General features: G+C 63.6%; 13 protein-coding genes and 1 tRNA gene. 8 read left to right on the top strand and 6 right to left on the bottom strand.

Annotated features, from left to right (window positions below; translation table 11 throughout):
• Positions 1–11 precede the first annotated feature (11 nt).
• Both P0D70_RS26395 and P0D70_RS26390 read right to left on the bottom strand, forming a co-directional pair.
• Entirely contained in the window at positions 12–461 is a 450-nt protein-coding gene (locus tag P0D70_RS26395; RefSeq protein WP_091792631.1) for an NUDIX hydrolase, read from the bottom strand.
• A 106-nt stretch (positions 462–567) separates the two neighbouring features.
• Entirely contained in the window at positions 568–957 is a 390-nt protein-coding gene (locus tag P0D70_RS26390; RefSeq protein WP_091792630.1) for an RT0821/Lpp0805 family surface protein, read from the bottom strand.
• Positions 958–1258: 301 nt separating this feature from the next.
• Here P0D70_RS26390 and P0D70_RS26385 point away from each other — a divergent pair, with 301 nt between their 5' ends.
• Positions 1259–1498, top strand: a complete 240-nt coding sequence (locus P0D70_RS26385; protein WP_091792629.1) for a hypothetical protein — start codon at positions 1259–1261, stop codon at positions 1496–1498.
• 67 nt (positions 1499–1565) lie between these two features.
• Here P0D70_RS26385 and P0D70_RS26380 read toward each other — a convergent pair whose 3' ends face one another.
• Positions 1566–2963 carry a cytochrome-c peroxidase gene (locus tag P0D70_RS26380; RefSeq protein WP_408186622.1) on the bottom strand — a complete coding sequence of 466 codons (1398 nt, stop codon included), beginning with the start codon at positions 2961–2963 and terminating at the stop codon, positions 1566–1568.
• A gap of 247 nt (positions 2964–3210) precedes the next feature.
• Here P0D70_RS26380 and P0D70_RS26375 point away from each other — a divergent pair, with 247 nt between their 5' ends.
• Together P0D70_RS26375 and P0D70_RS26370 are read left to right on the top strand one after the other, a co-directional pair.
• On the top strand, positions 3211–4788 hold the full coding sequence (locus tag P0D70_RS26375) for an acid phosphatase (RefSeq protein WP_408186621.1): 1578 nt from the start codon (positions 3211–3213) through the stop codon (positions 4786–4788).
• A 249-nt stretch (positions 4789–5037) separates the two neighbouring features.
• Positions 5038–5421, top strand: a complete 384-nt coding sequence (locus P0D70_RS26370; protein ID WP_408186620.1) for a DUF427 domain-containing protein — start codon at positions 5038–5040, stop codon at positions 5419–5421.
• A 102-nt stretch (positions 5422–5523) separates the two neighbouring features.
• On the opposite strand, the gene P0D70_RS26365 is transcribed toward P0D70_RS26370, so the two are convergent.
• Together P0D70_RS26365 and P0D70_RS26360 are read right to left on the bottom strand one after the other, a co-directional pair.
• Positions 5524–5597: transfer RNA gene (locus P0D70_RS26365), tRNA-Arg, on the bottom strand.
• Between the two features lie 311 nt (positions 5598–5908).
• A complete protein-coding gene (locus tag P0D70_RS26360) occupies positions 5909–6739 on the bottom strand; it encodes an undecaprenyl-diphosphate phosphatase (protein ID WP_091792625.1) in 831 nt (276 codons plus the stop codon).
• A 644-nt stretch (positions 6740–7383) separates the two neighbouring features.
• On the opposite strand from P0D70_RS26360, the gene P0D70_RS26355 reads away from it, so the two are divergent.
• The 3 genes from P0D70_RS26355 to P0D70_RS26345 all read left to right on the top strand — a co-directional run bounded on the left by P0D70_RS26355 (position 7384) and on the right by P0D70_RS26345 (position 9774).
• Positions 7384–8292, top strand: coding sequence for an aldose epimerase family protein (locus P0D70_RS26355; RefSeq protein ID WP_408186619.1), 909 nt, complete (start codon positions 7384–7386; stop codon positions 8290–8292).
• A 232-nt stretch (positions 8293–8524) separates the two neighbouring features.
• Positions 8525–9238, top strand: coding sequence for a peptidoglycan DD-metalloendopeptidase family protein (locus P0D70_RS26350; RefSeq protein ID WP_408186618.1), 714 nt, complete (start codon positions 8525–8527; stop codon positions 9236–9238).
• A 209-nt stretch (positions 9239–9447) separates the two neighbouring features.
• A complete protein-coding gene (locus P0D70_RS26345) occupies positions 9448–9774 on the top strand; it encodes a hypothetical protein (protein WP_091792622.1) in 327 nt (108 codons plus the stop codon).
• 879 nt (positions 9775–10653) lie between these two features.
• Here the strand turns inward: P0D70_RS26345 and P0D70_RS26340 are convergent.
• Complete coding sequence (locus tag P0D70_RS26340; RefSeq protein ID WP_091792621.1) at positions 10654–11382, bottom strand: pentapeptide repeat-containing protein; 729 nt, start codon at positions 11380–11382, stop codon at positions 10654–10656.
• Between the two features lie 107 nt (positions 11383–11489).
• Here P0D70_RS26340 and P0D70_RS26335 point away from each other — a divergent pair, with 107 nt between their 5' ends.
• Together P0D70_RS26335 and P0D70_RS26330 are read left to right on the top strand one after the other, a co-directional pair.
• Positions 11490–11798: a DUF2288 domain-containing protein gene (locus P0D70_RS26335; protein WP_408186617.1), complete on the top strand. Its 309-nt coding sequence runs from the start codon at positions 11490–11492 to the stop codon at positions 11796–11798.
• Complete coding sequence (locus tag P0D70_RS26330; protein WP_408186616.1) at positions 11795–13162, top strand: MATE family efflux transporter; 1368 nt, start codon at positions 11795–11797, stop codon at positions 13160–13162. The genes P0D70_RS26335 and P0D70_RS26330 overlap by 4 nt, the downstream gene beginning before the upstream one ends.
• Positions 13163–13167: the final 5 nt, after the last annotated feature.

The following is a 13167-nucleotide window of genomic DNA, read 5'->3' as shown; positions in this document are numbered from 1 at the left end:
CAACCTCGCCACTAGAGCGACCGGTGCAATTCCGCGAGTGACAGCGTGGTCTGAAAGAGCCGCGTGAGACTGCGGCTCGCATACTTGTCGACCTCGTCCGGCGAGGTCCAGCGGTAGGCATCCATTTCCGGAATCAGCGTGCCGTCATAGCGGCGCGGAAAAAGCGACGTGCAGGTGCATACGCTCAGATCGAGTTCGTCGACGGTAGCGCGCGCGCCGAACAGATGCAGATCCTTGTCGCGCCGGTAGACGAACAGACCGAGGTCTTTCAGACGCGCGGGCTCGATGGCGATTCCGGTCTCCTCGACCATCTCGCGCAGCGCCGTGACATGCGGCGCCTCGCCTTCTTCGCCGTGCCCTTTCGGAATATCCCAGTGCGATGTCTCGGTGGCATGCGCGAGCAGCACGCGGCCATCCGGATCAAGCAACACGATGCCGCACGAGATCACCCGCGCGCTCATCGCGCCCCCGCTTCACGCGAGCACACACACGAGCGCACACGCACATGCGAGGCTTCCAGCCGCGCCGGCAGCAAGCGGACACGCGCCGCCATGACGGCCTGCATGCTCAATGCTTTTTCTGCAGTTGCCAGGTGCCGCTGCCCTGCTTGCAGAACTGCGGGCGCAGGCTCATGGACTGTCCCTTCGCATTGAGGACGACGCCGACATCACGGCAGGTGCGTTCGCCGTCTTTGGCCGTACTGGCGACCGTTATCGCTGCGTCGATCTTTACGCTGTTGCCCGTGCCTTCATTGACCCAGTTCGTGGTTTCGCCGTCCTGCTTGTCGTTGAGGGCGGAGAAGACCGCCTTTTTGACCGAGTCGATGTCGCGTTGCTTCATATAGGTGAGCGGCGTGTCGTTCAGAAAGCCGAGGTTCGCTGCGTGCGCGCCGATCGCGCCACCGAGCAACACACTAGCGGCGGTCAGGTGACACAGCACACGGGTTCGCATCGACATGAAGGGTTCTCCTCGAAAGTGTTCGGACGGTCTCGCGCACGCTCACGGCGTCTCGCGATCTGGACCTCAAAAGCATAGCATGGCGCCTCTGAAGTGACCGTGCGAAACGGCTGAGCTGTGAGTCAGCACAAACGCCCGAGACGTGAGCCTGCGGCGCGCGCCGCTCCCCGAGTCACGCGTTAGCGCCTGCGGGGGTCTCACGCAATTTTAGGACGCGTCCCATTCCGAATAGTACGACCCATTCTTAAGATGGCTTGTCGCGCTTTCGCGGCAATCCAAAACCCGCTCCGGCCACCTCGCCATGCACATCCTGTCCACCCTGGAAATCTTCGCTGCCGCGCTGGCGCTGCTGTGCCTCGCGCTCGTGCCGGTTGCTATTCGCCGCGATCCGGGACTTGCGCGGCGCATCGTGCGGATGGACGCGCTGCCTCGCGCCCGTTGGCCCAATCTGCTGACGCGCGCGGGCATCGCTTGCCTGCTCATGTCGTTCGCCTGGCTGCTCGTCGGCTGCTATTACATGCTGGCGAGCGCAGGCGATTGAGACTGCACTGAGCGGCTGACTACGCGAGCAATCGCAGCCCTTGCACCACCTGCATCCACGTCTTGCTTCACTTCGCGGCCACTGAACTGACCGTCCCGCCACCCGCGCTATACCCGTCCGTCAGCGTATTCAAAAACGCGACCACGTCCTTGATTTCAGCCTCGTCGAGCGCCGGCTTGTCGCCCGGTTTGCGGTCGAACGGCGCCTCGGTATTCAGATTGGCCCAGTATTGCTGCGGCAGATCGTCGAACTTCTGCACCTTGCCTTTCGACACCGGATAGAACTTCTCGGGGTTCGTGTCGCGCTGCGCATAGAAGCGCACCACCTGATCGAGCGAATGATAAATGCCGTTGTGGAAGAAGCTCTTCTTCAGCGCCACATTGCGCAGCGTCGGTGTGCGGAAAATGCCGCAAAATTCGGCGCGGCCCTTCAGATCGGTGCGCTCCGGACCGCACGCGCCGAGGTCGTAGAAATGCGGATCGCGATTCACGGGCAGGGCGCGATTGCGCGGCACGCCGATCGCGATCAAGCCGAAGTCGCTGAACTGCGGTGGCGCGCCGTCTTTGCTGCGCTGGCTGATGTGGCAGCTCGCACAATTGCCCTTATTTTCGTCGTTGAAGAGCTGAAGCCCGCGGAGTTCGGCTTGCGTCAACGTTGCCTTGCCCGCGAGATATGCGTCGTACTTGCTGGTGTACGGATAGAAAGTTTCGGGCGTCTGCTCGAAGGTTTCGAGCGCTTGCAGCACGGCTTTGAAGGTGGCGTCGTCGCTATCGAAAACGTGTTCGCCGAAGGCCGCGCGGAAAGCACCGGCATACGGCGCGGCCTTGACCGCCGCTGTGACCCTGGCCGGCGTGCTGCCCATTTCGAACGACGACAGCAACGGAATGCGCGCCTGGTCAGCGCCACGGTCCACGCGGCCATCCCAGGTCAGGCCGCCCGTCGGCCCCGCGTCCACGCTTTCGTCGCCCTCGTCGTCGGACTCGTGATAGTGCTCGGCGAACGCCGGCACCGATTGCAGATACTTCAGCGTCGGCGCGGCGCGCATGCCGGTGCGGTGCATATCGCTGCCGCCCAGTTGCACCGACAACGCATTGGCCGGCGAGAACCCGTGGTCCGGACTGTGGCACGACGCGCAAGCGAGCTTGCCGGAGCCGGAGAGCGACGCATCGAAAAACAGCTGCTTGCCGAGGGCTGTCATCTGCCGCACCGACTCGTAGACCTGCGCGCGCGACTGGCCCGCCTCACGAGCGGCGACCCGCACAGCCGACGCCGCGACCGGCCCCAACGAATGCGACGACGCGCCCGCGGCAGCGCTCGCCGCTTCACTCGCGATCGCCGCGGTCCCCGGCGCACCCGCGTCACACGCGGCAAGGGTCATGGTCATGGCCGTCAGCGCGAGCGCCGCGGCGAGCCGCACGCGCCTCGGCGCGAGTCCGGCAGTACGACGCACCGCGCCTCCAGCCATTATTTTTCGAATCCCCGACAGACCTGGCCGCATATGAAAAATGTGAGTTCGCGATAGTGAAGTCCGCGAGCGTATTTCATCCGCATGTCGATTAAATGACATGTAGCCGACGGAATTTCCCAAAGCAGAGGAGATTCGTAATCAATTACATCTTTCTGTCAAATTGCCTTGCCAAACTTTCGCCGGCGGCCATCCGTGTAAGGAGTGCATGTGGCCCGTCCCCAACGCGAGAGAGAAACCACATCAAATGAACAAGAAACTGATCTGCGCGACGCCTATCGCGATCGCAGCAGCGTTGAGCCTGTATGCATGCGGCGGCAGTGAAGTCACGCAACCGGACATCACCTCGATCAAGACGGTCGTGGTGATTTACGCGGAAAACCGCAGCTTCGACAATCTGTACGGCAACTTCCCGGGCGCGAACGGCTTGCAGAACGTGAGCGCCGCCAGCGCCACGCAGGTGGACCGCAACGGCACGACGCTCGCGACGCTGCCGCAGGTGTGGAACGGCCTCACGCAAACCGGCGTGACGCCGGTGGTTACTCAAGCCATGACGGCGAATCTGCCGAACAGTCCGTTCGCGATCGACGATCCGAACGGTTTCAACACGCCGATCACGGCCACGACGCGCGACCTGTATCACCGCTTCTACGAGAACCAGATGCAGATCGACGGCGGCAAGAACGACAAGTTCGCTGCATGGGCGGATTCGGGCGGTCTCGTGATGGGCCACTACTCGCTCAATGCCGACAAGCTGCCGCTGTGGAAGATCGCGCAACAGTACACGCTGGCCGACAACTTCTTCATGGGCGCGTTCGGCGGCTCGTTCCTGAACCACCAGTGGCTCGTGTGCGCGTGCACGCCGACCTATCCGAACGCGGACAAGAGCCCGGCGGCCGGCTCGATCTCGTCGGTGGAAAGCGACGGCGTCACGCTGAAGGTCGCGGCCAACTCGCCGGCTTCGGCGTTGAGCGGCCCGCCCAAATACGTGAATTCAGGCAACCTCACGCCTGACTTCTACGCGATCAACACGATGCAGCCGCCGTATCAGCCGAGCGGCAACAAGGCGGCGTCGGGCGGCGACAAGAATCTCGCCGATCCGTCCGCGGCGACTACCCTGCCGGCGCAGACGCAGCAGCACATCGGCGATCTGCTGAACAACGCGAAGGTGTCGTGGGCATGGTACGGCGGCGCGTGGGGTGCGGCGGTGTCGGCGGCGCAAACCGGCACGTCGAACGTGATCTACGGCGCGAATCTGTCGGCGCCGAACTTCCAGCCGCATCACCAGCCGTTCAACTATTTCGCCGACTTCGCGCCGGGTAGCGCGAACCGCGCGCAGCATCTGCTCGACGGCGGCCTCGCCGGTTCGGAGTTCATCAAGGCGATCGACAGCGGCACGCTTCCGCAAGTGTCGTTCTACAAGCCGCAGGGCAATTTGAACGAACACCCGGGCTATACGGACGTGGCGTCGGGCGACCAGCACATCGCCGACGTGATTTCGCATCTGCAGAAGAGCCCGCAGTGGAACAACATGGTGGTCGTCGTGACGTACGACGAAAACGGCGGCTTCTGGGATCACGTGGCGCCGCCGAAAGCCGACCGCTGGGGTCCGGGCACGCGTATTCCGGCGCTGATCATCTCGCCGTACGCGAAGAAGGGTTATGTCGACCACACGCAGTACGACACCACCTCGATCCTGCGTTTCATCACGCACCGCTTCTCGCTGCCGACGCTGCCGGGCATCGCGGCGCGCGACGCGGCGCTCGTGAGCAACGGCAGCAAGCCGATGGGCGATCTCACGGCCGCGCTGAACATCCGGCCATGAGCGAACGGCCAGACGCGTCCGATACCACGCGGACGACGTTGAGCATCAAGCAACAGTCCGCCGGACGGTGAGACTTTGAGGGGCAGCTTCGGCTGCCCTTTTTTTTATGCCTGCCGCACGGAGTGCGACGCGTTTTCACGAGCGGCGTATGCTTCGACGCAAGACGCGATCGCTTCGCCTCGCCGATGACGGCTCGACATGCTTCGCAATGCATGGCGGGCTTGCCCACTCACTCAGGAGTTCGACAGCATGACTGGAAGAACCATCAAGGTACCCGGCCCCGATCATCCGATCACGGTCGAACCGGCGAAGGCGCGCGTGGTCGTGACCGTAGCCGGCAAACTGATCGCCGATACGCACAATGCGCTGGTGCTGCGTGAAGCGTCGTATCCGGCGGTGTATTACATTCCGCGCAACGACGTCGAGATGACGCTGCTCGCGCGCACCGACCACGCGACCTACTGCCCGTACAAGGGCGATTGCGCGTACTACAGCATTCCGCTTGGCGGCGAGCGGACGGTGAACGCGGTGTGGACTTACGAGTCGCCGTATGCGGCAGTGAAAGAGATCGCGCAGCATCTCGCGTTCTATCCAGACCGCGTCGACTCGATCGATGTGAAAGCGGCCGGTTGAGAACGGCGCGGCGAGGCAGCAGAAATACGCGACGCACGCTCGCCGCGCACCCGCGCGGGCCGCGGCACGCCGCGCGGCGTGAGCACTCGCAAACATGAGAAGTACGGCAGGAGGGACTCGAACCCCCCACCCTCGGCTTAGAAGGCCGATGCTCTATCCAGCTGAGCTACTGCCGTATTGACGTGAGGCGATGCAACTACGCACAGCATGCATCGCCCGCAATGAGAACCCGCTCTCGGGCATTGGACCCTGTGCCCCGACAAGCCACAGAGTTCGTGGAATACCGAAATTCTAACTGACCGTGCCCGAGACGGGAAATCTGAGCTCGCGCGGGACAGCGCGCGGGACAGAGTTCCGCGAGCCGGCCCGAGCGCCGTGGCAAGCCATAACAAGCCATCAAGCAAACGGGCCCGGCAGGTTGAGCCGGGCCCGGATTATAACCGATCGCTCCCTGCCCGCCAGCACGCAACGGACACGGCGAACACAATCAGACCGGTTGCGGATTCAGCAGGAACCAGCCGAGGAACACGATACCGGCAATCACGCAATACACGCCGAACGAAGCCAGACGACCGCGGCCTTCGAAATAGCGCATCAGGAAACGCACGCTAAGATACGCGGCGATCGCCGTCAGCACGCCGCCAAGCAACGCGTCGGCGAGCTGGCCCGGCGCGTGGAACAGCTTCGGCAGTTCGAGAACACCGGCCGCGAAGATGATCGGCGTGCCGAGCAGGAACGAAAACTCAGCGGCCTTCTCCGCCGTCAGGCCAGCCGCATTACCGGCGATCATCGTCAGGCCGCTGCGCGAGAAACCTGGAATCAGCGCGCCGATCTGCGCCAGACCCACGAAAAACGCCTGACCGAAACTCAGCTTCTCCGGTGCCTGATGCGTCCGCGTACGCTGCAGGCGGTCGCCGAACCACAGCAGCACACCGTTGACGATCAGCGCAATCGCCACGATCCGCAAGTCGTGGAAAATCCGCTCGAGCCGCTTTTCCAGCAGCAGGCCGACGAGACCCGCCGGAATCGTGCCGATGATGAGCGCCCACATCATGTGCGCGTCGTCGTTACGGCGGCCACCGAACGACGCAAAGAAACCGCGCACCAGCGCACACCAGCGTTTGCGGAAATACCACAGCAGCGCGAACGCCGTGCCGAGATGCAGCGCGACGAGGAACGGCAGCAGTTGCGGCGCGTGTTTGTCGATATGCATACCGAACAGCGCGGGCACGAGCAGCGTATGGCCGAGGCTGCTCACCGGAAACAGTTCGGTGACGCCTTGCAGCACGCTCAGGAAGATCAGAAACGACAGGTTCACGCGGCGGATCCTTGTAAGGAAAATGTCGGGGACTAGCGCGCCGGATAAGGATCTGCGGGCGCGTCAAAGGCGCACCGATTATGCCTGGCTGCAATGTCAGCGCCAAGCGTTTGAGCCGCATTCGAGGAAATATTGTGCGCCGCGTCACAACTCGAAACCGTTGTTACGGGGCTGAAAAAGACGGGCACCGTGGGAAGGCTGCCCTATTTGACTAGCGTGTACGTCATGACAGCCGGCGGACCAACCATCCACGAGCCGCGCTTTGACGGCGAAACAAGAAGGTGATCCGGAGCGCTCGAATCAGCGTTCGAGTTTGTAGAAGAAGTAGACCGTGCTTGCCGCGAACATGCCGAATAAAGCCACACCCATTGCCATTGCGAGATCCATACAGCCTCCTGAGCCGATCTTGCCGGGTCGTCGAAGTTACCCGGGAGTCAGACGAATTATCAGAAGGATGCCCTTGCGGCGACACCCGCAATTTCCCCAGAAGGGTTTCCCCGTAGCGGAAAGCAGCGCAAAATTATTCCTTTCGCAAGCCGCCGCGCGGCGATTTCCGATACTCACCGTCGCCCGCAAGCCGTGCTTGCGCGGCTTTCGGCTCATCACTATCCGCCCTCAAACCCTTACCCATCAGCCCATCGACCATGCCCCTCTCCCCGCAACAGGACATTCTCGAGATCGACCAGGACGACTCCGTGCTGCGTTTCGCGCCGCAAGCCGGCGGCCGTCTCATGTCGTGGACGATCGACGGCGAAGAAGTCATCCATTGGCCGGAGCACGCCGACTGGAGCCAGCCCGCGCGGATTCGCGGCGGCAATCCGTTGCTGTTCCCGTTTCTCGGTCGGCACAGGGTCGACGGCAAGATCGGTTTCTGGCGTGACGCCAAAGGCACGGTGCGCGAACTGCCGATGCACGGCTTTGCCCGCGACCTCCCATTCGAAGCCCACGCCGACGTGCATGGCGCGGGACTGCGCATGATCCTCACCGATAGCAAGGCAACCCGTCACGGCTATCCATTCGGCTTCCGCTTCGAGGCCGCCTACAGCCTCGCGGATGCGCGCACGCTCGACGTCACCTTCACCACCACCAATACCGGCGACGCGCGTCTGCCCTACTACGCCGGCCATCACTTCTACTTCACGCTGCCGCACACGCAGCGCGCCCAGACCTCGCTGGAGCTGCCGCGCACCGAACGGCGCTATCAGCAGGACGACGGGTCGATCAGCGCCGCCGAGCCTGGCGAAGCGCGCTACACGCTCGACGAGGCGCGCATTCACGACCGCTTCCATTGCCTCACTGGCACGCCGGATCAACCGGTGCGGCTCATCGCGCCGGGTCTGGACCGGCTCGTCACGATCGACCTGCAACGGCCGGGCTCGGTGCCGTGGTACGCCGTGACGACGTGGACCGAAGCCGCGGAGTCGGACTTCTACTGCGTCGAGCCGTGGCTCGGTCTGCCGGACGCGATTCACAACGGCATGGGCTTGCGCTGGCTCGAACCGGGTCAGACGGAGGTCGCGGCGCTGCGCATCACCGTCACCAGGCTGGGTTGATCGCGGCAATTTCACTTACAGGCTCGCGGACGGATTTGAAGCGGGGTTTGCTTCCGGCTTTAGCCCTGCTTTTGCCACGACCGTCGCTACATTTCACCGCACGTTGGCCCGCACGAGCCTCCCGCGTTGGCGGCTTTTCGCGTGTTGCAGCGCAAAACCGTTAGAATCGAGCGCTTTGTATCCACCTGCCGCGTGATCGGGATCGGCGCGCGGCAGCGGTTTGCGAGGTCCAATGCGTAACACAACAAGAATGATGAAGCAGCTCGTCGGCGCGTCGTTGGTGGCTTTGCTCGCCGCGTGCGGGTCGGCGCCGGTGGGACCGGGCTTCTATCGGGTGGAACAGGGCGATACGCTGTCGAAGATCGCGCGCAGTAACCGGCAATCGGTGCAAAGCATCGTGCGCTGGAACAATCTGACCAATCCGGACAGCATCGAGGTCGGACAGGTCCTGCGCGTCGCGCCGCCGGGCGGCGCCGCGTCGACCGGTGGCGCCGTGCGCAGCAGCGGAAGCGGCAGCGCGTCTTCGCCGGCTCCGCGCCCAGCGCCCGCGGACAGTACACCGTCCGCCGCGCCGGCTTCGACCATCTCGCTGGTATGGCCAGCCGACGGCACGGTCATCCGCCGTTTCGACGGCAGCAATTCGAAGGGCATCGACATTTCGGCGGCAGCGGGCACGCCCGTGATCGCCGCGGCGCCCGGCACGGTGGTCTACGCAGGCAATGGTTTGCGCGGCTACGGCAATCTGCTGATTCTGAAACACAACGCCGAGTATCTGACCGCCTATGCGCACAACCGTGTGCTGCTGGTGAAGGAAGGCCAATCGGTCACGCGCGGCGAGAAAATTGCCGAGATGGGCGACACCGATACCGACCGTGTCATGCTGCATTTCGAGTTGCGCTATCAGGGCCGCTCGATCGACCCGTCTCGGGCGCTGCCGCCTCGCTAGAGGGCGGACGCAAGCGCGGGCTGGCGGACGGTTTCGCCAGTCCCGATCCGGACTGTGCCGATCATGTATGCGCCTCTGGCGCTCACCACGCCGCGTCTGGCACGCGCCGTGCAATGCGGCCGGGGGAACCCGGCGTGCTATAAAACGCCCAAACAGGACACGACGTGGCCTCGCTTCACGTCTTTTTCAGTCATTTGTAAGGAACCTCTATGAAGAGCGCATTTGCGTCCGTCGCGACGGCTGCGGCGATCGGTCTCGGCGTGCTGACGCTCGGCGGCCTCGGCGGCTGCTCCAGCACCACCACCATGACCTACCTGCCGAGCGGCGACACCGGCTTTGCAATCAACTGCAGCGGCAGCGACGCAAGCTCGAGCTGGGCCGAGTGCTACAAACGCGCGGGTGAAGTCTGCGGCAACTACGGCTACGACGTCGTTTCGAAAGATGTCGACAACGGCGCGACCTCGGGCGGAACGGTGGGCGGTATTTTTGGCGCGAACGTGAAAAATCGCTCGATGGTGGTTCGCTGCAAGCAATAACGACAACCCACGACAACGCACGGCAACGCGCCAGCCGCCACGCGCGCGGAGGCGGCGATTAGCGGCGGCGCCAGCGTCCTGAGCGCGGGTCGATGCGCGCGGCGAAGGCGACCAGCACGCCGAGCGCGATCGGCCAGATGCCAAGAAAGATGAGTAGCGCGGTCATACTCAGGAAAGGAAAAGTAAGGTTTCATGATCCGCCGTTGATATGAATCCGCAGTGACCCGCACATGAATCCGACGAAAAAAAAGCCCGGCACGAGGCCGGGCTAACGGGGGTTCGGCGCATATCGGCAAAGGACCGGTTCACCATGCGCCAGAACGAAATCTAACAACCCGCTTTTACAAGCGCAATATATTAATTGCGCATGCAATGTGATACGGCGTACGGATTCCGCGCTACGTGAACTAAACAAGTCGGAAATAAACAGGCTTAATACGCCCGGCGTCTCAACTGAAACGCCAGCAGTGCCATGCCGCAAAGCCCACGCAAAACTCTCGGATTGCCCGGCGTACCACGCGGCGCTGGAATCCGCCTGAACCGGCCTGCGAAAAGGCTGAAGAAAGGCCACTGGCGGATTTTGGCTAAGCCATTCAGCATATTTCGGACGCTTTACGTCTTGCGTAGCTTTAGTGCGCCAACGCACTCTTCCGGACAATCAATGAAAATCGGGATGACATTCAGCGCCTCAATAAATCAGCTGATTTGTTCACCACATATTCGCGAATGGCGAATATATAGAGATCGTTTAATCCACCGACAAATTGCGGCGCCGAAAATCGACTCACATTAATGAGTCGATCAAACAAATCATAAGTAGCGGCATCGAATCGTTCAAGCTGGCCGAATGGCTAAAATCGGCCGGCTGGAGTTCCGTGCCTACATGACGCGCAAGCCCAGTTCGGTGACGAGCACGGCCGCCTGGGCATGCGAGATCGTCGCGCCCTTGAAGAGCGCTGCGTCGACGAGCCGCATGCCGCTCAGGTCGGCTTCGCGCAAGTCCGCGCCGTCGAAGCGCGCGCCCTTCAGATGCGCGTCCTTCAGGCTGCCGCCGTCGAAAATCGCTTCGCGGAAATCGACCCCGGCGAGATCGGCGTCGGAGAAATCAAGCTGATGCAGGGTGGCTTTGCGAAACGACAGGCCGCGCAAGTGCGCGCCGACAAGCAGGGTTTCGACGAAGCTCAAGCCGAGCGCCGCGCACGCTTCAAAATTGGCGCCGGTCAGCTTGCAGTTGTGAAACGACGCGGAAGCGAGCTTGGCGCGCCGCCAACTGGTGTTGTTCAGGTCACTCGACTGAAACTGCGCGTCGACCAGATCGGCTGACGCGAAATCCGCCTCGCGGCCGCGGCAACGGACCCAGCGGGTATGCGAGAGCGTCGCGCCGAAAAACGAGGTTTCGACGATCGTGCAGCGATGAAACTCGGCGCCGCGCAGGTCGAGTCGTGACAGATCCACACCTTCGAAATCGCAGCCGGTGAAATGAAGCGGCGTCTTGTTGCCGGCGCCGCTCGCCGCGATGAGTTGCTCGACCTCGGCACGCGTGAGCGTCGCGTCGGTCACGATATGCGCTTGCGCGCCCGCAGCCGGCGCCGTTGAATCCAGTGACATGAAGGTTAGAATCGATTTCGAAAGACCGCTAGCCTACCGGAACGCGGGGCCCGCTGGCGGCCCGCACCGATGGTTTATAGTAACGACCCCGTCAAATCCCGCTTACGATGACTTCCAACGACGCCACCCATAGCCCGCTGTACGCCAAGCTGCTCGCCGAAACCGCCAAGATCGGCTGGCCCGAACTCGAACGCTTTTTTGCGCGCGGCATGCTGCTGCGCGTCGTGCGCGACCTCGACCTGGTCAGCGTTGCCGAAGCCATCGCCAGCGACGACACCGCGCAGGTGACGCAATGGCTGTCCGCGGGCCTCGTCGAGCGCGTGCAGGCGGAAACCGCCGCCGACTTCGCCGCGCGCGACCCGGACCTCTGGGCGGTGGTCGTCTCGCCTTGGGTGTGCGTGCAGGAACGCAATTGAGCAATGCCGCGCGCGGCGCGGACCCGTCGGCAGCAGCGCCCGCCGTTCCCATCCACTGGCACCGCCGGGTGCTGGCGCTGGCGTTTCCCATCGTCCTTGCGAATCTGACGCAGCCGATTCTCGGTGCGGTCGACACCGCTGTCGCCGGCCATCTTGACGGCGCGTCGTATCTCGGCGGCGTGGCGCTCGGCGGGCTCTTTTTCAACTTCGTGTTCTGGGGCTTCGGCTTCCTGCGCATGGGCACCACGGGTCTGGTCGCGCAATCGCACGGCGCGAACGACTCCGCCGAGCTGCGCAACAACGTCGTGCGCGCGCTGTTGCTGGCAGCCGCGATCGGCGCCACGGTGCTGGCGCTGCAATTGCCGCTGATTGACTACGCATTGCGGGTGATCGGCGGCAGCGACGCGGTACAACGCAATGCCCGGCTCTATTGCCACGCGCGCATCTGGGCCGCCCCGCTCGCGCTGGGCAATTACGTGGTGCTCGGCTGGCTGCTCGGCACGCAGCAGGTGCGGCTCGCGTTGCTCTCGCAGGTGTTTATCAACGGCGTGAACATCGCGGCCGTGCTGTTGTACGTGTATGTGTTCGATTGGGGCGTAGCGGGCATCGGCGCGGCCACGGCCACTGCCGACGCACTCGGCTTCGTGCTCGGCGCCGCGCTGTTATGGCACGGCAGGCCGCGCGGCCTGCCCGCGCTGAACCGCGCCGCCCTGTTCGACGCGGCTGCACTCAAGCGGCTGGTGGTGCTCAATCGCGACATCTTCGTGCGCACCTTGTGCCTGCTCTCGTCGTTCGGCTGGTTTGCCCATCTGGGCGCGCGGCAAGGCGACACCACACTCGCCGCCAACGCGCTGCTGCTCAATTTTCAGACCTTCATGGCTTACGGGCTCGACGGCTTTGCGCACGCCGCGGAGGCGCTGGTCGGCGCCGCGATCGGCGCGCGCGACCGCCATGCATTCACGCAGGCGATCAAGGTGACGGCGCTGTGGTCGGGCCTCGGCGCACTGGGGTTCTCGCTGGTGTATTGGGGCGCGGGCTCGTGGATCGTCGAACGTCTGACCAATCAGGCCGCGGTGCGGGCCACCGCCGAGATGTATCTGCCGTGGGCGGCGCTCTCGCCGGTGGTTTCCGTGTGGGGCTTTCTGCTCGATGGGGTATTCATCGGCGCGACCCGCACGCGCGAACTGATGAGGTCGATGGTGGTGTCGTTCACGCTGTTCGTGGCGGCGTCGTGGGCCTTGCTGGCGCTCTACGGCAATCACGGGTTGTGGGCCGCGATGCTGTTCTTTATGGCGCTGCGCGGCCTCACGCTCGGTCGGTACGTGCCGGGCGTCGTGCGCGGCATGGCGGGTGCGACGGCGTAGGTGGC

Origin of the sequence: Paraburkholderia sp. RL17-381-BIF-C (assembly GCF_046026435.1) — a bacterium.
Taxonomy (GTDB): domain Bacteria; phylum Pseudomonadota; class Gammaproteobacteria; order Burkholderiales; family Burkholderiaceae; genus Paraburkholderia.
Note: the sequence above shows the minus strand (reverse complement) of the source record. Positions and strands in the feature narration are given on the sequence as shown.

Excerpts from the sequence above, each read along its gene's own strand:
- P0D70_RS26395 (WP_091792631.1), bottom strand. The coding sequence starts at position 461 with ATGAGCGCGCGGGTGATCTCGTGCGGCATCGTGTTGCTTGATCCGGAT.
- P0D70_RS26390 (WP_091792630.1), bottom strand. The coding sequence starts at position 957 with ATGTCGATGCGAACCCGTGTGCTGTGTCACCTGACCGCCGCTAGTGTG.
- P0D70_RS26385 (WP_091792629.1), top strand. The coding sequence starts at position 1,259 with ATGCACATCCTGTCCACCCTGGAAATCTTCGCTGCCGCGCTGGCGCTG.
- P0D70_RS26380 (WP_408186622.1), bottom strand. The coding sequence starts at position 2,963 with ATGGCTGGAGGCGCGGTGCGTCGTACTGCCGGACTCGCGCCGAGGCGC.
- P0D70_RS26375 (WP_408186621.1), top strand. The coding sequence starts at position 3,211 with ATGAACAAGAAACTGATCTGCGCGACGCCTATCGCGATCGCAGCAGCG.
- P0D70_RS26370 (WP_408186620.1), top strand. The coding sequence starts at position 5,038 with ATGACTGGAAGAACCATCAAGGTACCCGGCCCCGATCATCCGATCACG.
- P0D70_RS26355 (WP_408186619.1), top strand. The coding sequence starts at position 7,384 with ATGCCCCTCTCCCCGCAACAGGACATTCTCGAGATCGACCAGGACGAC.
- P0D70_RS26350 (WP_408186618.1), top strand. The coding sequence starts at position 8,525 with ATGCGTAACACAACAAGAATGATGAAGCAGCTCGTCGGCGCGTCGTTG.
- P0D70_RS26345 (WP_091792622.1), top strand. The coding sequence starts at position 9,448 with ATGAAGAGCGCATTTGCGTCCGTCGCGACGGCTGCGGCGATCGGTCTC.
- P0D70_RS26340 (WP_091792621.1), bottom strand. The coding sequence starts at position 11,382 with ATGTCACTGGATTCAACGGCGCCGGCTGCGGGCGCGCAAGCGCATATC.
- P0D70_RS26335 (WP_408186617.1), top strand. The coding sequence starts at position 11,490 with ATGACTTCCAACGACGCCACCCATAGCCCGCTGTACGCCAAGCTGCTC.